We start from the raw sequence: 26,767 nt of genomic DNA, 5'->3' as shown, positions 1-26,767 counted from the left end.
AATCGACTGCGCAAATATCGTGCGCGGACGGCCCCATCGAGGGGCGCTGCGCACGAATGGAACCGCATTTTACAGGGTTGCGGATCCCGTAGCCGCTTTCCCAATGCCCTTGATTTGAGCGAAAAGTGAACTCGACGGTGTTGACGTCGGCGGGAGTATCAGCTCGCAGGGAGTCGATGCCTCTCGTTTTCAGCAGGAGTCCACATGCAAATCGCTTCGCAGTCAGGGTCATTGGCCCTCGCATGGCAATCGAGTCATGCGGCAACGTCATCCGAAACGCCGTCGCGAGGAGGGCAATCCGGGGCCGCTCCCGGCAATTCAACGTACGTGGCCGAGACCGGCGGCGACACGCAAATCGAAGACGTTCCGCAAGCCGCCCGTGTGTCGGCGGATCTCTTGGCCGCGCTGGCGGCGCTCGATTGGCGTGCGCGCGTGGTGCATGCGTTGGTCTGCACGCAGGATGGCGCATGGGGGCAGGTATCCTCGGCGCTCGCTTTTCATCTGCTGGATCGAAGAGACACGACGTGGCACCCGGCGATTCAGTGCGGCGTGCGCCTGCTCACGGGCTGGCTCGCCGACTCGCGCGGCATGTCGACCGGCGCGCCGCCAGCCGAAGTGCTCTACGATGGACAACGCTTCGGCATATGCCGCCAGGGGGGCGTCGAGTGGGCGGCGGCGTCCATGGCGTGCCACGGACTTTGGCATGCCTTGCTGGCGGGCGTCGAGGCCCGGCGCATGTCGGAGGTGGACCTCGGAGACCGCTCGATGTGGCGGGCGCTCATGTCGCGACTCGTGCTGTCGGATCCGGCGTGCGCCGTTGCGGCATGGCAGACGCAGCTTGCCGGTAACGCGCCGGAGTTTCGCGTGCCGGTTCCCGGCACGTTGCGCGATCTCCTGAGGACATGCGGAAGATTGCTCGCGACCGGCGCGGCGCTGGGCGTATCGAGCGGGTTCGCGAGCGGTGCGTTGTTCCCCGCCGGCTCGATCGTCCGGACCGACGGTGCCGCCCGCGCATCCGGAGGTAGCTTCGGTAGCTTCGGTAGCGCCGGCAGTGCTCAGCCGGGCCAAGGCATGTTGGCGACGCACATGCCGCTGGCCGTGGCGGCCGCAGCAGGCGTGCTGGAACTGGCGGCTGCGGTTCGCACGTATGCGGCGTTACCCGATGCGGAAAGTTCGAATGCGTTCCAGCGGGCTCAGTATCTGTCGGTATTGTCCTTTTTGCTGCCGTCGCTGCGGGCGTGTGAGTTACGCCAACTGGTCTTGCGGCTCGGGCCGCAGTTTGCCCGGCTCGATTTGTACGACGTCGCGTCTGCCGTCCAACGCCGCCTCGAGCGTGTCGATGCACGCGCGCCGCATCGCACACCTCAACAGATCATCGATCGCCTGAACGTCGGGCGTTTGTACCGCAAGGCACGCGAGCGCGAGCGCCAGGCGTTTCGCTTCGATCCGCCAGGGGCGGCCCAAGCGCTCGAAGCTGCGCTCCAAATGGCGTGCGCCATGGATATGCTGGCCCCGGGGGCGAACAGGATTCGGCAAGGACGGGAGCTTCGCCGCAGCGAGCGATGGGCGCGGTGGTGCGCGGAGCAGGACGCCGTAGCGCAGGCGCGGGCGCCGCTTGGCCTGACCGCGCGCGTCGACGAACCGTCTGCCCAGCGCAAGGCGTCGCCGATCGCCCGGACGTTCGTCATGAAGACCGACGATCTGCCGCTTCCCGACATGCACACCCGGGCCAACCGCACCATGCTCCGAGACATCGTCGAGCATCGCCTGCTCGTCGGGTTCGAGGCCGCGTCGGCGATGTCGTGGCGTGCGGAGGATTTCATGGCGCACGGAGCCGCGACGCCGGATGCGTCGGATGCCGCCGGCGCGGGCGCACCACCCGGGCACGCCCATCGGCTGGCAAACGCGGCGTTCCTGCCGGCGGCGTCGACCGCGCTGGGCGCCATGCTGGGTGTCCGGTCGCGCACGGGTTGGCTGTCCGGGCTGTTCACCGGGGTGGCCTCTCTGATCCTGCCGGGCGCATCGGCTCGCAAGAACCGGCCGATGCATCACGCGAAGCCTTTGCACGTCACCGACGCCCCTGCGCCGACTCCGCCGATGCGTCTCGTGCCGGGCGTCGAGTCCTCCGCGCTCGATCAGATGCTCCACATGATCGAGGCGACGGAGATCAGCCGGGCGCAAAACGTCTCGATCGACGGCTATGCGGGCCGTGCCCAGGCGCACCTGTGTCTCCAGATGGAGGCCGTATTGAATGGGATGCAGGGGGGAGCGGTTTCGTCAACCACACCCCGTACGAACGGCGCCGACGCCGCGCCCGTCAAGCCGACGATGCCCTGGGGCGGCGAGGTCGAGGTGACATTCCAGTTCTGGGGACGCTCTCCCGATCCCAGCCGTTTCACGATGGGCTGGGGTAGCCGGATGTCGCAGAACTTTACGATATTCGACATCGCCCTGGGGCATCACTTCCTGCGGGAATTCAGAACGCCGTCGGGGATCAGCGAAATCGTGTCGGTGGCGCCGGTCGATGCCGATCATGCAACGCTGCTCGCACGCGTCAACAACGACAACTTCCGCAAAGCCCTGCGTGGTTGTCTCGCGGACGAACTCAAGCGTCAGCAAAACAATCCACTGTTGATCGATGCGTACGAAGCGTACGTACGGAATGTGTTCACGGGGGTACTCGTCAACGCCACCAGCGACGCCTGGGAGCGTCAGTCGCCGCCGGGCGGTCGCGTGGGCGGCGCCCATCGCCCGTGGCATCCGTCGCGCGCCGGTTCCGGTCAGCGGCGGCGCTTCCGGGTGGGCTACGGTGCGGTTCGTCTGCTTGCCTATGACGGACAGATCGTGCCGGATCTGGTTTGCGTATCGCAGCCATCCGGCGGCGCGGTGGTGCTGATTTCGATTGCGCATGCCATGGCGTTTCACTGGAGCCCGACGGCCGAATCGACCGAGGCGTTTCAACGATTCATGCATTGCCATCTGTCGAAAATGCAGCGTCAGCATCTGGAGCGGTACGCGCGATGGAGTCCGCTCAGGTTCCGGATCGATACCGGGGTGCTGACCAACCGGCCATGCCGGGCGTCGCGTGCGGATAGCGGGCGCGAACCCATCGCGCAGCGGCCGTTGAATGCCACTGCGGAGTCGTACAGCCAGGTGTCGCTCAAGCCGGCATTCTCGTTTGTGTCGTGTCCGTCGCCGGAACGTGAGCTGTGGTTCGCGAAGGTCGCTCGCGCAGACGCCGATCGCGACCTGCTGATCGTCACCGACGAGATGCGCGACATGTTCCGGTCGAGCACCATGCGTCAGAAGGTGCTCGATGCCCTGAAGTTCAGCGGTCCCGCCACCGCAATGGCGTTCAACGGCACGGGCCAGGCCGGCGCCATCATGACACTGGCCTGTGAACTCGATCCCCACGGCGCGGCTTATGCGACGCTTGCCGACCGCGCTCAGCGTGCGGACCTGGACGAGCTCAGGCGGATTCAACGGGAGATGTCGGTGGCGGCGTCGGTGTCGTCGTTGTTTCGCAACCCGCATCTGCGACCGATCGATGCCGTTGCAGACTGGACGCTCGAAAATCTCGACAACATGCGCGAGATCTCGCGCTCGATCGACACTTTCATGACGTCGTGGCCCGAGGTCAGCCGCCGGCGGCAGAAATTCGCCGATGAGGTGGCATCCTTGCACTCGGGGGCGAAGGCAGGGGCAACGCCCGTCACGCAGCCGATATGGGTGGCATTGAGCGCCATCAAGTCGCGGCAGGGGCTTCGGACCGGTGGCGTGGCGACACAGCCGCTCTCGGTTCAGGACAAACAGGTCGATAGGTTTCTCGGAAGCGCTGCGGCGCAGGTGATCTCCAACGACCGGTTGTCGAGGATACCGCAGGGCTATTGCGTCGCCTTGATGTCGGCCGACGGCACGACAGGTTTCGCCGGGGTGACGAGCGGCGAGCGAACGATTCTCGGAGCGTTGGTCAACGACACCGGGGCCCCCGTGCCGTACGCCATCGACTGCATCGATATCGCCCAATTCACGTTTTTGGCAGACGGTCTGTGCCGCTATGGCGATCGTGAGGGCAAATTGTATGTCGAGCCGCTCACGGATCGGCTGCCGGTCTGGTCCGACAGCGCGAAGCGGATCGCGGCTCGCGCGAACTCGTCGCATGCCTTGCGGGCGACGTCGATGGGGACTTCGACCACACCGTTACCGGCGTCGCGCGATGGGGCGATGCCTGCCGGCGCGGGATGGTTCAAACCTCAACCCAACGCCGAGCATCTGGCGTCGCACATCCGGGGTAAGCGCGCCGCCGACCGGTGGACGACGTTTGTGGACGCCTGGTACGCGCAAGAAGGCCGCGTGAGCGCCGGGGCCGCGCTCGATGTCATGCGACGGAATGCGACGACGGCGCAATCGACAACTACCGCGCCACCGCCGCGTGTCGAGGCAGTGATCGGTCGGGAAGGTCGGGGCGCGCAGATGCCCTCAACACCCCCGACACCGACCCTACCCGCGCACGCGATCGCCGCGCACTGGAATACGGCCCCGGTCAAACACGCCCTCACGCAGTTCATCGCGCGCGTGCAGCGGGGGCTGCTGCTGTGGCACCTGCCGCAGATGTCGCCGACGCATGCCGCACTCGTGCTGAACGCGTTGAGGAAGACGGCCCCGTTCCGGTTGGTCACGGTCGACGCCGTGCGCCTGCCGGGCGTCGTGGGGCTGGGCGACGGGCCGTGCCGGGTGTTGTTTTCGCTGACGTCGGGCGAAGCGGTTGCGCTGGGCGTGGGGAGCGCGGTCGCAGAGGGGGCGCCAGAGCTGCCGCCGGCGGCGTCTGCGGCATCAGGCACGTCGGATGCATCGGCTGCGGCTTTGCGGGCGTTTCTTGCCCCGCATCGGCACGGCACGGGGCAAGCCATGCGTGTCGCGCTAGGGCCATCGCTGAGCGACGACGGGATCGATCCGATCATCGACGATCTTCTCGATCACGTGAGCGCCACCCGGCAGCGTAACCAGACGCTCGACGCGGGCATCGTCGATCTCGTCGGTCATGTCGCCCGGACGTTGTCGCCGCAGGACGCACGCGCGCTGCGCGCCACGCTCGGTGATGCGGCGCCGGACGCCGTGGAGCTGCGCGAGGAAGTCGTCTATCTGAACGAGGCGGTCGGGCATTCGCAAACCTCGCCCGGTCTGGGTTGGGCGTACGACATCGGCACGGCGATCCGCGAATTCTCCGACGACATCTTCCTGCGGTCGTCGGTGGGCGAGCGCGTTGACGAGGCGACGGCATTCGCGAGCGCGTTCGTCGATCGGATCAGGCAATGCCGCGTGCAGCACCGTGTGAGCCGCGATATCGCGAGTCTGATCGAATTCGGTATCGGCCGGCCGGACTTCGCCAGGGCCATGCTCGGCGCGGGGGTCGGACTCGACGACGGCAAGTTCGGCGCGGCGATGTCGGCGCTGCGTGCGCAGGTGCCCGGGCGTCCCGGCCTTTGCACGCGGCAACCGGCGGCGCTGCAACTTATCCCGTTACGCAGTGCAGAGGCGCTTGCCGGCGTGCCGCGCGGCCATCGGATATTGAGCCGACCGGCATCGGCCGAAAGTCGTCAGGCCGCGACGCACGACGCGCTCACGTACGACGACATGCTCAGTTTGGGCAACGGCCATATCGCCGAGGCGAGGGCGTTCGGAACGACCGGACATGCGGGTTTTCGTCTCGCGTGCGTCGATGTGACGCGCGACGATGCGAGTTTCAGGTGGTCCGACGAGCGAGGCGCATGGCATTGCCACGGTGTCGATGTCGATCTTTGGATGCAAAGCGATACGCCCGGCATCTACGCGGAGCCCGCCGCGCCCCGACTGCAAGCGGGCACGGTCAGCGCAGCGCAATGCGAGAGCGCGTTGCGCTCGCTCCCCGCCGTGAGCGCGTTACAGCCCGAACGGACCGGTTCGCGTGAACTGACGGTCGACGCACGGCTTGCGCTCATGGTCGAGGCCGTCGCGACGACATTACGGGACTACGGCGTCGCTGATATCCGTTATCGGATGATCGCGGCATGGTCGTCGCCCGATCAGTACAGGCCGAAGCTGTCGTTGGCGGTGACGGGAAAAGCGCTGGCGTCATGGGTCGAGGCAGGCAATGTCGATCGCGTGATCGCCGATGGCTTTCCGAGGCAAACGCTAGGCGACGCCTCGGGCATATCGAGCGACGCGCGGGTGATAAGCGAGGTCGATTGGCAGGCCCAGTACGCCGACCACGGGGCGAACCGGTGCATTAAGTACATCGACTTCGCGTCGTTGAACGACGCCCTCGACGCGGCGTGGGAAATCACGACGATGCCCGGTGCGTTGGCCGGAGACTTCAGGCCGCAAGGCGTGATGCTTCGGTTGCCCGAGTGGCGCACCGCCACCGGGACCCCTGCATTGACATAACGCCGTCCGGCAACACAGCGCGATTTCGCGGAGGGTGCCATGAGAGTCGACTCGGACAACGTGAGTGCGCGACGATGGTTCGAAAGATCGTCGCCTGCGGACCTGGCGGCGCAGGAGCGCCGCGCCTGGGAGCGGCGAGCCGGCGAGGCGACGGCGGTGTCGGGCATGGCTTGGCCGGTGCAGGCGGTCCACCGTTTGCTGTCGGTTCCCGAGTGCTGGGGAGAGATCGCCGCCAGGCTGGCATTGCACATGTTGGAGGCGCAAGACAGGGACGTCGGGGGCACCGCCCGGCCGCCGGAGATTTCGGTGGTGAATGTCATCGATCACCTCGCCGGATGTGTGACGTCGCCCGTGCAGCCTTGTCTGCGCGGCGAACCTTTGTCTCTGTGTTACACCGGCACGCGCTTCGGCGTGTGGATGCACGGCGATCCGTGCTGGGCGCCGCACGACGCCGTATTCGGCGGGTTGCCCCATGCCTTGATCGCCTCGGTGCAGCAGCGCGATCCTGCGTGTGTGGCGGCGATGGAGGTCGCCGCAATACAACGGTTGCCGGGGCAACTGGTCGTGCAATATCCCGAGCGCGCGGAGCGGGCATGGTGTGCGGTCATGGGCGGGGAGACGGCGCAGACGTTGCATGCTGCGTCCGGGCAGACGTCGCCGATCCATGCACTCGCGTGCAGCAGCGGGCTGCTCGTGGCCGGAGGTGTCGCCGCTTATGTCGGCAGTGCGCTGTCACCGGTGGTCGGTGCCGTCGCGGGAGGGTGTCTCGAAGCCGCAGCGCTGCGCTACGGTGTCAAGACATTGGCGGGCATGGGGGCGCACGACATATCGCGCGCGCACCATGAAGCGGCGCTGGCGTTGACCTTGCCGGAATTGGGGGTCGAGCATATCCGGGAGGTGATGCGAAAGCTCGGCGGGGCAGGGCAACGTCCGGACTTCTTTTATGTCATCGCCACGTTGCGCGCCGCACTGGCGACCCGGTCGGGATCTCGCACGACGGACGATGTCATTGCGGACTGGTCGGTGGAGGCGCTTGAGAACGCCGTCGCACGCGAAGCGCTCAGTCGGCCTGTGCGTTGGCGCGTGCGTGCGGGGCAGGCGCTGGAGTCGTTACCATCAGGGCGTGCTGACGCCCTGGGGCGGCCTGACGGAGGTTCGCGAAGCGTATGCGATTCGTCGGGCGCAGCGGTGGGACGCCGACATGCCATCGGCGACGGGCCAGCCGTTACGCCGGCTGAGATCGGCGAACGCCGCAAGCTCCGAGCGCACCGGGAGCGCGGTGCAAGCCCCCAGGTGTCGCCAGACCTATTCGCGCGGTGGCGTCATGGCCGCTGCGTCGTGCGACGTCGTCCCGGCGGGCCCGCACACGGCAGCGTCTGCCCAGACGCCGATACTGGACGCCGCCCTGCAAAGCGGCGCATGGTCGCTGGGGGCAATGCTTGGCCGACGACGTTGGGATATGGCCGTCGGGACTTCGGCCGGCTTCGCCGCGCTGAGCCTGTTCACGTTCGGGTACTTGCGCAGTCAAACCCTGAGGGGGGCCCTGAGGGGAACAGTGAAAGGGCCGTCGTGCGTCGCGTCGAACGAGGCGCGACGCGCAGCGCCTGTCGGTGCGCGACGGCCCCGTGGCGTCGCCGCCGACAACGACAGGCGCTCGGACGCGTGTGTGGCCACGGGGGGCAACGCCGCGCATGCGACACCGGCCTGTCCCACGCCGGTCGATCTGCGCGACACGCTGGATCTCGATCAGGTGCTGACATTGAGCGCATGGGTAGACTGGGACGTGACGCCGACGAGCTTTTACGCGCTCGGCACGCGGGCCGAGAAGTACAGCGGCGAAACGGCATCGAGCGTGTTGTCGGACTACGTATCCACCCACGGCGGACCTGCCGGCGATGCCCCGTGGGATGCACCGGTCAATGTGACATATCAGGAATCAGGGCACTTCTATCAATCCCACGGCCTCAGTGTCGGCCTTCGCGTCACGCGCGCGTTCACGCTGATGCAAATCGCGTTCGGTCATCACTATCTGCTCGAATCGCTGAAGATGGGCTTCACGAAGGTGGTATGCAACGTCGATACGAACGATCCGGCGGTCAAACCTTTTCTGAAAATCGTCGATAGCGATACGTTCCGCAACGCCCTGCACGCGCGCGATCTGGCGACCCTTCAGGCGCTAAGAGACGATCGGGCGGCCGCTGCCGCACATGCGATGTATGTCAGTGCCAGTGTGAGCACGATCCTGCTCCGCGCGCTTGCACAGGGCGTCACGATTTCTGTTGGAAAGGACAGTGCTTCGCCACGTGATCGGCTGGACCAGATCGCCCGGGCAGAGTTGAATCTGGTGACTTACCGCGGCGATGTGGTGGCCGGCCTGGTCGCCATTCGGGACACGCAGTCCGATCGTGCGCTGCTGATCTCCGTCAAGCGAGGGGTCTGTCTGGCGTGGAATTCTGCGGTCGAGCTCTCGGAGACCTTTCGCGACTTCGTACTCGAGCATTTGCCGATGCGAAGCGTGCTCAAAGTCAAAGGCTTCTTGCGGTGGAACGACGTCCAGTTCCGTTTCGCGTCGCCGCGGGCCGCTCAAAGGGGCCGTCAATTCGTGTCCGAGGTCAGTCACGATCTGCCCGCAAAACCGACACCGCTGCTATTCGTCGAGCCGCCGAGCATCCAGGCGGTTAGGCTACCGCAACACGCCAACCACGGTCAGCACGGTGTGTCGACGCTCACCATCATGCAATCCGGCTACTACGGCGGAACCTACGTGCCCGAGCTGGCATTCGTCTCGCGCGAGAATGTCTCGACGGCGCTGTGGCGTGCGGAGCTCAGCACCATGCGGTCCAATCTCGATTTGCAGGTCGTCACGGCGCAAGTGCGGCGCGCCCGCGACTGGGGGCAACTGACGACGGCGATGCTGCAAAGCGCGATGATTGCATTCCCGATACTGGGCGGCGCGCTCAAGGACACGATTCCGCTTCTCGCGTCCAATGCGTTCTTCAGAGCCGGTGCCACGGCATTGTCGATCGGCCATGTTGTCGCCGACACGCAAGCCGAACAGCACGCCACGCTCACCGAACTCAGGCGCATGCATGAGCGAATCAAGTTGTCGGCGGCGCTGCTACTGGTCAACCATTTACCCGGCGGCACGGAGCTAAGCAAAATCGTCAGAGCGATGTTGGGGTACGGCACGTCGGCAGCCAGCGTGTTGCTCAAGCGTCTGGAGCCGATCGCCGACCCCATCGCTACGCATGAAGGGGCGCGAATGTCTTTCGTGCAAAAGGCGCAGGCGTTGAAATCGTTGTCGGCGGCAAGCGCAACCCAGGACACGCCTTGGCGCGTCATCGACGGGATACGTCGCGAAGCGTTGGGCGCGAGCGATGCAACGGTGTCGATGCCCGGTGACGATGGACGGCACGACGTTCGAAACTTTCTGGGAGCGGCGTGCCTGCCGGTCAAGACGCTCGCCCAGCTGCGACAACTTCCGCCGGGCTACGCCATTGCATTCGTCTACCGGGGGCAGGAGGGGCAGGAGGGGCAGGAGAAGCAAGTGGGGCGGGGCGAGCGTCGCGACCGGCGTCCGGCCGCAGCGGGCATGTTCTATGCCGGCGTCACCTGTGGCAAGGGCGTCATTGTCGGGCGAAGCACCGACCAGGATATCCTGCTGCTCGGCACGGAACGGTTCGAATCGCTCGACTTCTACGGAGCGCACGAGGACCTGCTGGATTTTGCCGCCAACGGCACGGTGAGTTGCGAGGGAACGGCGCTCGACATCTTTGTCGATGCGTCGCTGCGAAAACGGCTGCCGGCGTTGCCTGAGGGCATCGAGGTGCCTGCGCTGCGTAAGCTCGCACCGGACCTCGCGAAGGGAGTGGGCGGTGTGTCCGAAGGCACGGTGTCGCCCCAAAGGCCCGGAAGACCCGGAAAGCCCGGAAAGCCCGAAAGGCCCCAGGGGGCCGAAATGCAAGCCATGCTGGAAATGCCCGGCCGGGATCCCTGGCACGCTGCGCGTGCGCGGGCCGAGCAGGCTTGGGACGAGGCGTCCGCGCCATGGCGACTGAAGCGTTGGGGCGAGTGGCCGGGTGTGGTCCGGGAAGATGCAACGGGTGTCACGACCGACGCCGACGCCGACGTCACGCTGCCGCGTGCGTCGCTCGGTGCGACACCGGAGCCTTCCATACCGCCGACGCCACCGACGCCACCCATGCCGCCGGTAATGACTTCCATGCCGTCGGGCACGTCTACGGCAACGCCAAACGTCACGATGCCGTTGCCGCAGGTGCCCGCCTTGGGAAGCGCCATCGACGCCCATTGGGAACTGGCCCCCTTCCAGTCGGCGTTGCGCTCGACATTGCAGGCGATCGAAACCGGGTTGCTGCTGTGGTATCTGCGAACGCAGGGTCACGTGTCGGCCATGCTGATCGTCAAGCGATTGACGGGAAATCTCACGCCATCGAGCGTGCAGACCTTCGGCGTGAGCGTGCCCGGCGTCGTCGCGCTGACCGACGGCCGAGATATGTTTGTGCTGTCGCTTCGCACCGGTCAGGCGCAATCGTGGTCTCATGATGAGCGCTATCGGAACCCCGCCGCAATGCGCGAATTCCTGCTCACGCATCTGAATCAGGCAGATGCCAACGATCTGTGGGATCTGCTTCATGACGGGCTCAAGCCGTCGGATCCCAGTCTCAGTCTGGTGGCGTGTCGGCTGTTCGACGGCGATTGGCGCAAGGCCGTCGCCCGATCGCTGTACGACTGGTTCTCGGGCGAGGCCTCATGCCTGTCGGGCAACCGGCAGGTGGGCCGTGTGCTGAAATGCCGAACGCCGGATCGCACCGACGACGACATGATCTATCTCGTCGGGCTTTCGGCGCGCATGCTCGACGAGGATGTGGGCTATGAACTGATGCAGGACGTTCGCCATGTGCTGAATCCGGCCGACTTGCCTCCTTCGGCCCAGACGGTTCGACGTCGCGACAGCGCGATTCGGGGGCAAAGTCCCCCGACACTGATGTTTGCGCACTACTTCGGCGCGTCGGTGCAGGCGTACGACCGGTGTGCGTTTCGCCGCAGCGCGTTGCATGCGGCGCCGGACGAGGCGAAGAAGACCGCCAGCGCGTGGCTCGCCCCAATCAGAGCGCGATTTGCTTCCTACGTCACGCACGGCGATATCGCCGATATGCTGGACACGGGCGTCGGTCATACGGCTTTCGGCAACGCATTGCGGCGCATGGGGGCGTTCAACGATTTCGGCGCATTCGGGGTCGTCGAGGCGATGGTGCGTGAGCACGAACACGAACACGGAAGCGCTCGCTTCGGTGAGGGCGCGCCATCGCGGCCGGCAATGGTCGAGATCACGCATCAGGATGCCATCGAGACAGTCGCCCCGGGGTATCCGCTACTGGTGCTGAGCAAGGGCGTGGGCGAAAACGCGCACACCGTGCGCTGCGATCTGATGAGCACGGGCGGCGGTTTCGCCGTGGGGTGGCTCGTCTCCGGCAATGGGGATCCGATCGACTGGTCCATGGCCTACAAGCGTTACGACCTGTCGCGCGACGGCCCCCGGCTTCGCTTCACCCGAAAAAACGGTTTCGCGCTCGCCGACGGAACGCGGGTAAGTGTCTGGGTCGACAGAAACGCACCGGGCATGATGTCCGATCGCTTGCCGCCGGATATGGAATCCGGCGAGTCGCCGGACGGTGAGTTGTTCAAAACGTTGAAAGACAACGCGATCGTGAAAAATGCGTTGCAGCGAAATCTGAACGATACGCCACTGGATTCGCAGTTCATCGTCAGGGATGTGCTTCCCGAGATCGTCGCGATAGCGAAGCGGCACCGCAAAGACGACGCCCGATCCTGCCTCGTCGATTTACGATACCGGGTGATCGCTGCGTGGGACAGCCCGTGGCAACGCGGCCCGAAACTGTCGGTGGCGGTCATCGGCAATCTCGTTGGCGTGAGACCCGGCCGGCAGACGACCGTCTACGCGCAGCCCGATCCGGTCGAATGCGCCAGGGTGTCTTCCCACGACCGAGAACGCCATCCGATCGTCATCGATCTGTTCGCGCCCCGGGTGCTCGGCGCGGGTAACGGCGTGTCGTCGGTCGGCTATGTGACGAGCGAGGCCGATTGGCGAGCGATTTACCGTGAGCATGCGGGGGAGCGTTGCATCAAGTATCGGGATTTCGACCTTCCCATGGCATTGCTCGCCGCCATCGACGCGTTTCGCAAGTCGCCGGGATTGTCGCCGTACGATGCGTGCCCTGATACCTATCTGGTCAATGTGCCGGACTGGCGTCGGTATCCCCAGCCGGGGTGGCACCCCGATCGTCCATGAGGGGCTTACAAAGGCACGTGAAATCGAGTGAAGTCAAGTATCGCGTCGGCGCCCACGTCATCCGGCGAGGCGTCGCGCGTGGCTCGGCGGCAAGGCATCGAACTTGTGCCAGACGCGTCGCAGGTGACGGCTCGATCCGAAGCCGGCGCGTTGTGCGATGTGTTCGATATCGAGATGGCTGTTGCCGAGCATTTCGCGCGCGAGCGCGATGCGCAGGCGGTGCAGATAGTCGATGGGCGCTACGCCGGCATGCTCGCGAAACAGTCGCGTCACGTGCCGCTCGCTCGTGCAGGCGATGGCCGCCATGGCAGGAAGCGTCCAGTCGTGGGCCGGGTCGGCGGCAATCGCATCTTGCACGCGGTGCAAGGCGGGATGCAGGTGATTGCGGCCTTCGAGCCACGGCGACAGTTGCGGGTCGGCCCCGGCGCGGCGGGCGTAGACGACCATCTGGCGAGCGACCGCCGCAGCGCATAGCGGAGTCGTGGCGTCGGCAATGAGCGTGAGCATCAGATCGAGCCCGGTCGTGACCCCGGCGCTCGTCCACACATTGCCGTCGCGCACGTACAGTCGGTTGTCGGCCACGCGCGCGCCGGGCGCGAGCGAGCGCAATTCGTCGCAACTGCCGTGATGCGTCGTGCAGGCCAGGGTATCGAGCAATCCGGCGCGTGCAGCGAGTAAGGCACCCGTGCAGATACACGCGAGTTGCTGCGTTGGGCGCACCACGCGCCGAAGCCACGCGATGGCGCGGGCTTCGGCGTCCGGCGCCACGTGGTGGATGTCGTCCCTCTCTTCCAACGGCGCGCTATGTGCGGCGCGTGCGCGCGACGGTGACGGCGACGGTGATGGTGACGGCAACGGCAAGGGGTTTTCGACGGTGCCCGTCACGACCACCCACGCGTCGTGCGGCACGGTGTCGGGCAGCGGGCCGAGCGGCGACAGGCGCAGGCCGATCGACGTGGCGACCGATGGCTGGGTACCGACGTAATGCAGCACGAAGCGCACGTCGTCCTGCTGATGATTGGCGATGCGCAACGCTTCGGCCGGCGCCGCAATGTCGAGGAGCAGCGCGTTCGGCATGACCAGCAGGTAGACCGGTTGGTGTCTCGGCATCGCGGGCATCGGCTCAGGAAGGGTTCGGACGGATTTGGACGGAAAGCATCAGCGCGACGTTACACCGCCGCGAGCGCTTCCTCAACTGTCACGACGCGCGCAAAGCGATCGACCAGCACGGTCTCCGTGCGCTCCTTCAATTCCGCCGTGGACAACACGCGCCCGCTGCGCGGATGCTGCATCGGGAACGTGAGCGTGGCTTCCGTCACGAAATCGACTTCGTAACCGGCGTCCGACGCGGCGCGCGTGGTCGTCTCGCAACATTGCTCGGTGCGAATGCCGGACACGATCAAACGCGTGATGCCGTGCTCCACCAGCCACGCGCCGAGGGTCGAGCCGGCCAGCGCGCTGTGCTTGACTTTGTCGACGGTGAAGGCAGGGTCGATGCGCAATTCCTCCAGCGTCCGCACGAAGCCGGTGTCGCGCGAGAACGCACCGCCCGCGATATGAAACACCTGCACGACAGGCACGCCGCGTGCGACGGCGCCGTCGATCAGGGCCTGTTGACGGTCGAAATACACGGCGAGATCGTCTTCGCGCCAATACGGGCGTTGACGGAAAGACTCCTGCGCGTCGATGACAAGCAGGGCGGTGCGAGACGTCGGGGTTTGCTGGGCTTGCGGGGCTTGTGACATGAGGGCGACTCCGTGGCGTAGGTGGCAGTGTTCAGATCTTACGCACGCCAACGACGTCCCGACAGCCCATGTGACGACCAGAATCGGACGGATTCGGACATTGCCTCGCGGTCGTGGCGAGGCTGTTCGATGGCGCGCGTGTGGCCGTTCAGGTGAGTTCCCAAACCTTCCGATCATGGGCGAATTATGACGGCGACGGCTGTCCGGGATACGGGACGATGAGGTGTACCCGTTAAATCTGGGAGGGAATCTTGGAGATCGGATCGCCACATCGGCCGTATGGTGACGCTCACGGGCAGGACGAGCGCGTGTCACACGGATCGGAATCATACGTGCTCAGGCAATTCGCGGCGCATGGGGACGCAGACCCCGCAGCGCTCAACGGATTGGATTGGCAGACGCAAATCGTCTATCGCGACATCATGACGCCCGGGTGCTGGGGGCCCGTCGCGGCGGCGCTCACCTGCGCGTTACTCAATATTCAGACCATTCAGACGACGTGCACGACGGCGCGAGGCGACGTGGTGCTCGAATCGTCGGCAGCGGCGATTTGCGAGACGTTGGCACGGGGTGTGACGGATATCGCGGGCGACTGGGTTCGGCAATTCGACGACGCGTGGCCGTTGTGTTTCGACGGACGCCGCTTCGGTGTCTGGCGCGACGGTTGTGCCGACTGGTCGCCGCAGACGCAGGGTTTCGGCGGGTTGTGTCACGCGTTGTGTGCGGCCGCATGGCGATGCGACATCGCGAGTGTCGAGGATGGGCAGGTTGCGCCGTTGGCGAGCGCTTTACCGGCGTTGATTCTGGGCACGCCCGGTGCCGCAGCGGCGGCATTGTCGGCCGTGCTGCATGACGCCAGGCCGGCGGCGAACGGCCGGCTGACGCCTGTGCAGGCGCTCGCGCTCGGCGGCACTTTGCTCGCAGGCGGCGCAGGCATGGCGCTGGCGTGGCCTGCGGCGCCGTGGCTGGCGGGCGCGATGGAAGCGGCTGCCGCCGGGATCATGCTGTGGGCGGCGCCACACGGGGTGGATTCGACGGAGCGCCTTCGCCTCTCGGCATGGTTCTCGAATGTGCTGCCCGAGTTGACGGTGACGCAGATCCATCGCCTTTGCGACCGGCTTCAGGGGTGCGATGCCCGGCTCAACGTCGTCGTTCTGGCGGCCACCCTCCAGTGCGCATTGCGCGACGGCTCGGCGCGCTCGGCCGACGACGCCATCGAGCAGTTGAAGGTTCGGGAGATCGAGCAGGTGGCGATCGACCGCGATTGTCGCGCGCAGTCGCTCGAACGGTTCACGCTGGCCGGCGCACTGGAAGCCGGTGTGTATTTGTTGCATGACGCGGGCTTGCTGGTGCGCTCGTCACAGGAAATCACGACCCGGCCGTCGTCGCTTCGCGTGGCCGACTGGTACGAGACGCTCGATCGCATGGATCGCGAGGTCTCTGCGCCATCCGACGCATGGGGCGGGGCGTGGGCCGCCACGCCACCGACCTATCGCACCGGGGCATGGCCAACCGCTTCGGACGAGTCGGCGGAGATACGAATTCCATTGGCATTGCCCGTTGCTGCACGGCGCGACCCGGGCGATCACGGCTACTTCGGCCCGCTGAAGCCTCCGCCGATTCGCGATGTCACGCCAACATCGGTCACGCCACCCCGTAACGCCACGACCGCCCCCATGGCGGATCCTGCGACGCTGATCGACGTTCGCGCGACGATGACGCTCGAACAGATGGTGACGCTGTCCGAATGGGTGGCGTGGGACAAGGACATTGGCGTTGCCTCGGCGCTGCGCAATTATCGGCAGCGCGCGTTGGCCTATACGAAGCGGCTCCTGCAAAACGGGTACGACACCTTTAACGACAAACCCAACGCAACGGAGGCGGTGGATTGGGACGCCCGCGTCGAAGTCGTCTATCAGGATGTGAGCTATTTGCTGGCCCCGGCGGGCGGGGCGGCGGGCGCCGGAATGCGCTCCCGGCTCACGTTTAGCCTGATGCAGATCGCCCTGGGGCATCACTACTACGAGGAGTCGTTATCGATCGGCGGATCCCGCACGGTGCAAGCGGTGCGGCTGTTGAATTCCGGCGCGGCGAACGCGACCTCCCGCACGCGGGCGCATCTGAACATCGTGAACACCGACGACTTTCGCTCGGCGCTGCATCGGCTCGACATGCGGCGCATCGACGAACTGAGTCGTTCGCCCGAAGCGATCGACGCGTTTACCCGGTACGTCAGATCGATCTTGCTGACAACGCATATGAAAGCCAGAACCCCCGGCCTGCCCGGCGCCGCGTTCTGGACATCGCCACATGTCTTTCTGCCGCCAGCGGAGCGACTGGAAGAATCGCTCAAGCTCGAGTTGATCCTGTTCCGGGGGGAGATCGTACCCGGCCTGGTGGCGATCCGGCATGAACAGAGTGCGACGGCGCTGTTGTTGTCGTTCAAGAAAAGGTCCTGGTACTGGTGGCGTCGGGAAGTCGAGTCGCGTCAGACATGGCGGGATTTCATGCGCGATCATTTGTCGATGCTCGATGCCGAACGGCTGAACGATCCGCTGCGCGTGAATGCCTTGCAGTTTGCGATCGGCCCGATTTGCCATCCGTTGAACGGGTGCGGCGCTCGGAAGTCGTCCGCCCCGCATCCGCTGGTTTTCCGCACCCCCCGGTTCAGTTCGATCTGGCGCGCGGACTTCGCGTTCGCCAGTCATCCCGCACCGGAAGCCGCGCTCTGGCACGCCGAAGTTCGCAGGATGCGTCAGGATCTCGACGTGCAGATCGTCACGCCGGCACTCAGGGCGAGACGAGACTGGCAGCAGTTCCGCAAAGCGATGGTGCAGAGCTGGCTGGCCTGGTTTCCCATTGCGAACGGCATGCTTCCGGCGTCGGCCGTGTTGCCGGACTGGACGTTCAGACTCGGTTGGGTGGGGGCCACCGTGGCGCAAGTCGCCATTTTGCTCGAGAGCGCCGAGACCGCGACGCTCAGCGAGTTGCGGGCGATCCACTCGGACATGGGGTTTGCCACCGTGCTCATGGCGATCAGTCAGGTCCCCGCAGCCAAACCCTTCATGAAGGCGGCGCGAACCGTGTCGATTGCCGGGACGACTGCGGCACGGCAGGCGATCGCGCACCTGACGAGATGGGTCAGTCTGGGCGGGACCGTGCCGGACGCACGTCTTCGACTGGCTGCGCGGGCGCGAGCGCTCACGCACGCGCGAGGGGCCCCGAAGTCGTCCAAGCAGCCATGGGTCGTCGTGAGCGAGTTGAAGTCCGAACTCGGGCTTGCGGACGCTGTGCCATCTCACAACGCCTCACAGACGCAAACCGTCTCTTCGACGGGTTTTCTCGGCCGCGGCGCACATCGCGTCCCGTCGTACGAGTTGTTGACGCGTCTGCCCGCGGGATACGCCGTGGCGCTTACCTGGGCCGATGGTCAGGTGGTGTATGCGGGGGTGACATGCGGTGTCGGGGCGATTGCCGGGCAGAGCGTGGACGACAATGTGATGCTGCTGCCGCACGGTGGCTTCGACATGCTCGACGTTCTCGGCGAGGACCGGGATTTGCTGACGTTTCAGTCAGACGGGCGGGTCATGTGCGATGGCTACGTGTTCGACATGTTGGTGGAATCGCTCGAAGACGCGATACCGGCGCTGGAAATGCGGCGGGACGAGTTGCTTAGTCTGCGGCGGGTACCGTACGACCGTCCCGCGAACGCTTCGACGACGCTTGCGCCCTGTCGGGACGGCGGCAACACACACGGCGTCGTGACCTCGACGCAGCAACAGCGCGAGCGCGCCGACCCGCACGCACCGAAGTGGGATGTCATGGTCCGGCAGTGGCGGGCGTTGCGCAGTGACGGCAGTGTGAATGCGACGCAGGCGATCGGGCCATGGCCTGCGGGTGCGACACCGGTGACTTTGGCAACGTCCACGACGTCCCCGACGTCCGAGGTGTCACGGAACGGCACGCGGGCGACAGAGCAAACGTCCGTCGTAGACCGGGGGGGGGCGTCGATTTCGGATGTGCCGATCTTGCGCGACTCGCTGGCCCGGCATTGGACCGACCGATTCGAGACCGCATTGGGCGAGGTGTTCGCGCGCGTGGAGACGGGGCTGTTGCTGTGGTATCTGGGGCGGATGCCGCCGGCCCAGCAGGGCATGATTCTGAAACGACTCCAGCAAAGCGCCCCGGTGGCGACGCTTCAGGCCGACGACATCGATATTCCCGGGGTCTGCGCCATGCGAGCCGAGCGCGCCTATCTGCTCGTCTCGTTGACGACGGGCGAGGTCCTTTACGGCGACGACGTCGCGCACATGGGCAGCGACCCTGGCATCAGGCAATTCCTGCGACGCCATCTGAGCAACGCCGATGCCGCATTTTTCGAGGCGTCATCTGCGCCCGGCACAACGCCATCGCCCGCCCATCTCCCGGTGGATATCGCATTTCAACACCCGGCGCATGGCTTTGCCGCGCTGGTCGAGCGCTCGCAACGCTGGATGACGGAGCAGATCACCTGCGCGCGCGAAGGGGCGCCGTACTGCGAGCCCGTGGCCCGCGATCACGATTTCGTGTATCTGGTCGCCGCCGCAGCACACCGCACCCCCGGCTCGAGTGTCGAGGCGCTGATCGATCTTGTCCGACGCAGCGAGTCGCCGGGCGATCGGGATGTCGTTCCCGTCGAGCATATTTTTCGCAGCGAGAACGCCACCGACTGGCGCGGCGCCCCTAGCTTGCCGTTTGCTTACTATCTGGGCGAGTCCGTGCGCGGCGTTGAGGCGCAACTGTTCTCCCGTTATTCCACAAAGGATGTCGCGCGCGCCGTCGCGCTGGTCTCCGGCCACATCGTGCAAAGCCGACAGCGCTATGCGGTTCGCGTCATCCATGACGATATCGCGGACCTCGTCGAATTCGGCGCCGGCGACGACCGGTTCGGTCTGGCCATGCTCGCATCGAGCGAACCCCTTCGCGCGGGCCGTTTCGGTCCGGCGCGCGCGGCGATTGGCGACGACGTGCTGCCGGGCATCGATGGCAGGCAAGGCGCTGACGAAGACGCACGTCAAATCCAGAGTGTGCGGGAGATGCGCGATCTGCCGGCGGGGTACGAGATTTTTTTGCGCAGCGACGCACCGATCGACGAGACGGAAAGTCGGGTGCACCACTCCATGCTGAGTCTGGGCGGCGGTGTGGTCGCGGGGTGGTTCCATGGCAACGACAGTGCGGCATCGCCCATGGCCTATCGACGTCTGGATTTGCTGTCCGAGAACGATTACCTGAATTTTACGAAGTCCGGCGTCGGGCTGACCGACGGGGCGCCCGTCGAATTGTGGATCGAGCCCGGGGCGCCCGGGGTGTTTTCGGAGACGGCTGCCGTGGCGCCGCGCAGTCTGCCTGTGAAAGACATCGGCATCTTGCTCGCGATGAAGGGCAATTCCCTGATCGATGCCGAGATTCAACGCAACTCGGTCGACGCGTATCGCGGTTTCGATGGCAACAAGCAGGCGTTGCTGGTGACGATGGCGCGTTTGCTGATGACCTTCGGCGTCGTGCGTATCAAATACCGCCTCGTGCTGAGCTGGTCGACGCCGGATCAGGTCATTCCGTCGATGTCGCTGACACTGACCGGCCAGACGCCGCACTCGATGTTCGCGAAGCAACTGCCGGCCCACGGCGCGGCGAAGACCGAGCGCATTGTCGTCGACCTCTTCATGAGTCGGCTGCTGGGTGGGGCTGTGTCGCGGGTGGGCGATGTGCAGAGTGAGGCGCAATGGTTCGCCACTTACCGGCAGCACGGTGGCAAGCAGTGCATCAAATACCGGGAGTTCGACAACATTCCGGACATCCTGTCCGCATTGCCCGAGTATGAGCAATTGCCCGGTGTCCGGCCCTACGACCATCGAGAGGGCGCGAAACTGATCCAGTATCCGGCGTGGCGGCAAGCGCCGTCGCCAGGGTGGCATCCGAATCGCCGCGTCGCCCGGCGCATAAGCGAGTTCCCAAACACCTGACCATGGGCGAAATATTGCGGTAACGGCCGACCTTGCCACGGGAACATCTGGCGTGCCCGTCACGTTCAGGAGGGACCCCATGGAGATCGGATCGCTAAGTTGGTCGAGTTGCGAGAGGCACACGGGCGCTGCGCCGCAGACGCGCCAGGCCGGGGAATCTCAGGTGCTCGCACGATTCGCGGCGCAAGCGCAAGGCGAACCCGTGGACATTCGCGCGCTGGACTGGCCGACGCGCATCGTTTATCGCAACATCGTGCGCGCCGCATACTGGGGGCCGGTGGCGGCGGCGCTCACCTGCCGATTGCTCGGCATCGACGGCGAGGTTGCCGCGACACAGGGCGGCGCGCCGCTCGGCACACACGCCACGGCAATTTGCGAGGCGTTGGCGCGCGGCGTGACGGACATCGGGGGCGACTGGATCCGGCAATTCGACGATGCCGTTCCGATGGCCTACGACGGGCGTCGCTTCGGTGTCTGGTGCGACGGTCATGCCGATTGGTCGCCCGAAGCGCAGCCGTTCGGCGGCTTGTGTCACGCGCTTTGCGCCGCCGCGTGGAATTGCAGGGTCGCGAGCGTCGAGGACACGCAAATCGCGCCGTTGCTCAGGGCCTTGCCGACGCTGATCGTTCGGTATCCGGAGGCGGCGCGTGCGTCGCTGGAAGGGGTGCTCAACGGCGGTCGGCCCATTGCGAAAGCCGGGCCGGGGGCGTTGTGCGCCCTGACGCTCGGTGGCGTCTTGCTCGCCGGCGGCGCGGGCGCGGCGTGGATGTGGCCCGCCGCACCGTGGTTGGCGGGGGTGATGGAGGCGGCGGCGGCGGGGGTGATGCTGAGCGCGGCGCCGCGCGGCCCGGATCCGACGGAGCGGGTTCGACTGGCCGCGTGGTTTTCCAACGTGCTGCCCGAACTGACCGCAGGTCAGATCCTGCGTCTTTGCGATCGGCTCCAGGGATGCGATGCCCGGCTTGACGTCGTGGCGCTGGTGGCCTGGCTGGAACGGTCGCTCACCGACGGCTCGGGACGCTCCCCCGACGCATTGATCGAGACGCTTCCCGTGCATGAGATGGTTCAGGCGGCGATGGTGCGCGATCGCGAGGCTCAGCCGTCGATGCGCTTCACGCCCGGGCACGCGCTGGAGGCCGGCATCCATCTTCTGCACGACGCGGGGCTGCTCGTGCGCGCGTCTCAGGAAATCACCACCCGACCCTATGCGGCGCGGCTCGCCGACTGGTACGCGTCTCTCGACGCCTGGGACCGTGACGCGCCCCGCAGGCTGCGCTTGCCGGCCAGTGCCGCCCAGCCGCCCGACATGAATCGCGGGATGCCGCCCGATCGGCGCGTCGCGTCACGCCCGGGCGTGTCGGAATCCCTCGGCGCGAATGCCGCTTTGCTGGTCGATGCCGGACTGAGCCTCGGCGCTTCCGTTGCCGGTGCGACATTGCGGCGCTTGCGCCAGGTCGGCACCGTCGCTACCGCGGCAGACACCTCCGTGGCGACGGCAATGGGCGGGGGACTGCTCACGGCGGCGCTGCTGCACATGCCACGGGTCAGCGGTGCGGCGACCCCGGCCAAGACTACGGACACCACCGCAACAACCACGGCCACCACCACGGCCACCACCACGGCCACCACCGCGGCCACCATCGAGGTCGATGCGCGTGCGTCGATGACGCTGGAGCAGATGGTGACGTTCGCCGAATGGGTGATGTGGGACAGCGGTATCCGCAACATCACGGAGTGGCGGAACTATCGTGAGCGTGCTGCCGCGTACACCAAGCGGCTGTTGCAGGACGGGTATGACGGTTTCGTCGGCCGTCTGAAAGGGAATGGCACCGCGGGCGAGGGTGGTGCGCGCGGCAAGGGGAGCAATCGCGGCAGTATCGGCAATAGCAGCAATAGCAGCACCCAACCCCCCCGCACGCGGGTGGACTGGGACGCCAAAGTCGACGTGGTCTATCAGGAGGCGGGATTCTTCGGTACGACCGCCAGTTTCGGCGCCGGCGTCAAATCGCGCCAACAGTTCAGCCTCTTGCAGATTGCGCTCGGACACCATTACTACGAAGAATTGATCGCCTCGGGCAGTGCGCGCACGGTACGCAGTGTCAGCGCGGCCAACACCCTCGATGCCAACGCGCAGACGGCCACGCAGGCGCTGTTGCAGACGATCGATACCGATGCGTTTCGCATGGCGCTTCACGAACTCGACCTCGCCCGAATCGACGCGCTGGGTCGCTCGACCGAGGCGTTCGACCTGTATGCCAAGTATGTCAAATCAAATGTGATTTCCATGATGCTTCACGCGAGAGAGTCGGAGGGCGGCGCGGCGAACTGGCGCTCGCCGGTCGTACCGCTGCCGCCGCCCGACGTCTTGCAGCAGGCGCTCGCACTTTGCGTCGTGACATTCAGAGGCAATGTCGTGCCGGGGCTGGTCGCATTGCGGCATGCGCCGAGCCGCACGGCGCTGCTTGTGTCCTTGCGGCGCCAGAGCACCCTCTGGTGGTGGCCGGAGGTCGAATCCTGCGAGATCTGGCGCGGGTTCATGCGCGATCATCTGCCCCTGCACGACGCCGAACTCCTGCGCAATCCGCTGCGCCTCGACGGCAATCAGTTCTCCATTGCCCCGGACTGCTGGTCGAGCGGCACCTGCGAGTCGTCGCTTTCCAGGACTGCGGATGTGTTGTCCCGAATCAGTCTGCGCCTGGCCGAGCTATGGCAGCCGGACTTCGCTTTCCTGGACGTGGCGTCCATCGAAAAGGCATTGTGGCACGCGGAAATTCGCCGCATGCGTCAGGATCTCGACATGCAGATCGTGACGCCTGCGTTGCGCGCGAAACGCGATTGGGCGCAGATACGCACGGCGATGATGCAGGGTGGGATGACGATGTTTCCCATCATCGGCGGTGCGCTCGGCGGGATGTTCAAGGGCGGCGCGAAGCACGTTGTCGACGCGGCGTTTCGCGTCAGCTCGCTGGGCTGTACCGCCATGTACCTTTCCGTGCTTTCGGAGTCGGCCGAACACGCCACGCTCAAGCAGTTGAGGGCTGCCAATACGAATACGAAGTTCGCCATGATCATGCTGACCGTGAATCAGGTGCCTGCGACAGAGCCGCTGGTGAAGGTGGGGCGCGCGTTGGCGGGCTATTTCACGCAGGCCGCGCGGCATCTCTTCGGGCAGGTCATGACACTCGCGCAGGCCGGGCAAGTGCAGCTCGGCAAGCGGGCGCTGCTTGCCCGTCAGGCCGAAGCGCTCGCGGCCCGGCGGGCGTCGCAGGGGGCAAACAGGAAGCCATGGCGGGTCGTGCGCGACATGATGGCGACGCTCGGCATGACCGACGGCGAGCCTGTCCTCCCGGAGGGGCAGTCGCAGGCGATCTCCGTGTCGGACTTTCTGGGGCGCGGTGCGCGCCGGGTCCTGTCGCCGGACCTGCTCACGCGACTGCCACCCGGCTTTCGGGTGGCGTTCGCCGGGCGTGACGATCAGGTTTTTTTCGTCGGCATCACCTGCGAGGACGGCAAGCTCGCCGGTTACAGCGACGACGACACCATCGCCCTGTTGCCGAACGGCAAGTTCGACATGCTCGATTTTCTTGGAGACGACCGCGACACGCTGTCGTTCGGCGCAGACGGCGAAGTCGAGTGCGATGGCGTGACGTTTCATGTGTGGGTCGAGTCGCTCAACGACGCGACGCCCGAAGTCCGGATGAACGCCGACGAACTCAGTCTTGCCCGCTCGCAGGTCCGTGCATGGATGGCAGCGTCGTCTGCTACCGGCATCGCCACGACGCCGCCGGCGCATGCGGATCCCGGCGCTGTCACCCACTCGCCGCCCGTCGCCGGGAACGACACCGATGACGCTAAGGATGCCGGCGACGTCGACGAGGCCGATGACGCCAAGGATGTCGATGAGGCCGCGTGGGCCGGCATGGTCGCGCAGTGGCGAGCGCGTTGGCGCGGTATGCCCGGCGAGTCGCCGCCGTCGCACGACGTCGTGCCGGCGACGACATCTGCCACGCGCACAACGCCGACGAGCGAAGGGGGGACCACGAGTCCCCGCCCGGGCGTGACGAGCGCGACGGTGAGGCAGCATTGGAGCCCTCGATTCACGAAGGCGCTGGAACATGTCCTGACGCGTGTGGAAGCGGGTTTGCTGCTTTGGCATTTCGCTCGCGTGCCGCCCGCACAGCAAGACATGATTCTCTCGCGGCTTCAGGGGAAATCGTCGGCGCACACGATCACGCTGGGCGGCATCGATGTGCCGGGCGTAGTCGCCATGTCGCACGGCAGCGCCCGGCTGCTGATTTCGCTGACGACCGCAGAGGCGTTGTGCTGGGAAGACACGACCGGTGCCGGAACGGCCGCCGACTTGCCGCGCTTCGTGCAGCGGCACCTGAGCGATGTCGATGCGGCAAGGCTGGCGTGCGCGTTGCTGGATGACGAGAAACGTCCGGTCGGGCCGTCGTCCTGTGTGCTGAACCTTCAACCGCAGCGGCATGTCATGACGGAACTGGTCGTGCGATCGCGGCAATGGGTGCTGGACCAGATCAAATGCGCACGGGGGGAGTCCGGCATTTGTCTGAGCGTCGAGCGAGACGACGATTTTCCGTATCTGATCGCCGCCGCAGGGCAGCACGCGCCGGGGCCGGACGGGCACGCCATCGTCGAACTGGTCAGGGCGCTTGCGACGCCGCAAGCGCGCGAGAGCGTGCCCCTTGAGCATATTTTCAGGGACGAGGCGGGCGGCGCTTGGATCGACGAAGCCGCCCACGAGGCAGGTGCAAAAGTGGGTGCAGAAGTGGATGCAAAAGCCGGCGAAGCAGTCGACGAGGCCGCCGACGAGCGCGCAACCGATAAGTCCACCGACGGCGCCCCCAACCGCGCCAACCGCGCCAACCGCGCCAACCGCGCCAACCGAGAATGGCGAGATCGTCCAAGCCTGCCCTATGCGTACTATCTGGGCGAGTCGATTTCCGATGCCGGTGCCGACGTGTTGGCGTCGGACGGCGCATCCGGCAGTCGTGAGGTGCTCGGGGGGCGGGTGATGACGCATGTCGCCCGAAGCCGCAAGGGTTACGCCATGTACGCCGTTCACGCGGCGCTTGCGGATCTGATCGGGTTCGGTGTCGGTCATGTGGAATTCGGCCGTCAGATGCAGAAATCGAACCGGGCGTTTCGTCGGGGCCGTTTCGCCCTGGCGCGAGAGGCGATCGGCAGGGAAGTGTTTCCAAGCGCTCTCGGCACCGTGTCGTTGCCGGCAGACAGTGAATATCGCCGTATCGATCTCGTCGCCGAAATGCGCGGCTTGGCGCCCGGCTACCGTATTCTCGTGAGTCGCAACGGCACGCTCGACGAAGCGAGGAGCGGCGTGCATTACGAAATGCTCAGTCTCGGCAACGGGACCGTTGCGGCGTGGTGCCGTGACGATGCGACCGACGCGTTTGCGGTGGCCTACCGTCGTCTCGATCTGCTCTCGGACAACGGGTGTCTGAATTTCACAGCGTCGGGCGCGACGCTTGCCGACGCCACCCCGGTGAGTCTCTGGGCCGAGCCGGGCACCCCGGGCGTGTTCGTCGATCCGTTGAGGAACGCGCCTTCCCACCGGCCCGTAAAGGACATCGGCATCTTGCGCGCGATGATCGGTGATAAGGCGGTCGAGGCGGAGATCCAACGCAACCCCGACCCCACGGTGACGGGCTTCGGGCGCGACAAGGCCGCGCTATTGCTCACGATGTCGAAGCGACTCGCGACATTCGGTGTGGTGCGTATCAAGTACCGTCTGGTGTTGCGCTGGTCGGGGCCGAATCAGCGGCTGCCGGTGATGTCATTGTCGCTGACCGGGCAAACGCCGCACAGGATGTTCGACGACGGGGCCCGCCCGATCGGAGAGGGGACACCTGAACGTTTCGTCGTCGATCTGTTCATGCGACGGTTACTCGGGCACGCCGTGTCGTCCGTGGGGGCGGTGCAAAACGAGGCCGACTGGCTGGCGACATATCGACGCCACGCGGGCGAGCGGTGCATCAAGTACCGGGAGTTCGACATCGTCCCCGATATCGTGGCCGCCGCACGTGAATATGAAGCGATTCCCGGTGTGGGACCGTACGACTGGCGTGAAGGCGGCTGGCTCGTCACCGCGCCGGCGTGGACGAACCGCAGTGCACCGGGCTGGCATCCCAACCGTCGTGTCGGGGGTATCGGACGTGTCGGCCCTATCGGGCCCACCGGGTCTATCGGTGCTATCGGGTCCCGATCAGCGCGTTCGTAGGACCCGG

6 protein-coding genes are annotated in these 26,767 nt (G+C 65.9%); 4 read left to right on the top strand and 2 right to left on the bottom strand.

Going from position 1 to position 26,767, the window contains the following annotated elements; translation table 11 throughout:
• Nucleotides 1-204: 204 nt before the first annotated feature.
• A complete protein-coding gene (locus PAN31108_RS02040) occupies nucleotides 205-6,423 on the top strand; it encodes a hypothetical protein (protein ID WP_150667226.1) in 6,219 nt (2,072 codons plus the stop codon).
• Between the two features lie 1,123 nt (nucleotides 6,424-7,546).
• Nucleotides 7,547-12,754, top strand: coding sequence for a hypothetical protein (locus PAN31108_RS02035; RefSeq protein ID WP_150667225.1), 5,208 nt, complete (start codon nucleotides 7,547-7,549; stop codon nucleotides 12,752-12,754).
• A 57-nt stretch (nucleotides 12,755-12,811) separates the two neighbouring features.
• Here the strand turns inward: PAN31108_RS02035 and PAN31108_RS02030 are convergent, their stop codons facing one another.
• Nucleotides 12,812-13,864 (bottom strand): GlxA family transcriptional regulator, encoded by a 1,053-nt coding sequence (locus PAN31108_RS02030; RefSeq protein ID WP_150667224.1) that lies wholly within the window; start codon nucleotides 13,862-13,864, stop codon nucleotides 12,812-12,814.
• 59 nt (nucleotides 13,865-13,923) lie between these two features.
• Nucleotides 13,924-14,499, bottom strand: a complete 576-nt coding sequence (locus PAN31108_RS02025; protein ID WP_150667223.1) for a cysteine hydrolase family protein — start codon at nucleotides 14,497-14,499, stop codon at nucleotides 13,924-13,926.
• A 332-nt stretch (nucleotides 14,500-14,831) separates the two neighbouring features.
• Between PAN31108_RS02025 and PAN31108_RS02020 the strand changes: the two genes are divergently transcribed.
• Both PAN31108_RS02020 and PAN31108_RS02015 read left to right on the top strand, forming a co-directional pair.
• Nucleotides 14,832-20,501, top strand: coding sequence for a hypothetical protein (locus PAN31108_RS02020; RefSeq protein WP_150667222.1), 5,670 nt, complete (start codon nucleotides 14,832-14,834; stop codon nucleotides 20,499-20,501).
• Between the two features lie 79 nt (nucleotides 20,502-20,580).
• Entirely contained in the window at nucleotides 20,581-26,760 is a 6,180-nt protein-coding gene (locus PAN31108_RS02015; RefSeq protein WP_174994781.1) for a hypothetical protein, read from the top strand.
• The last annotated feature ends 7 nt before the right edge of the window (nucleotides 26,761-26,767 follow it).

This window comes from Pandoraea anhela (assembly GCF_902459655.1).
Classification (GTDB): domain Bacteria; phylum Pseudomonadota; class Gammaproteobacteria; order Burkholderiales; family Burkholderiaceae; genus Pandoraea; species Pandoraea anhela.
The sequence above is the reverse complement of the archived record's forward strand: the minus strand, read 5'-3'. Positions and strand labels throughout refer to the sequence as shown.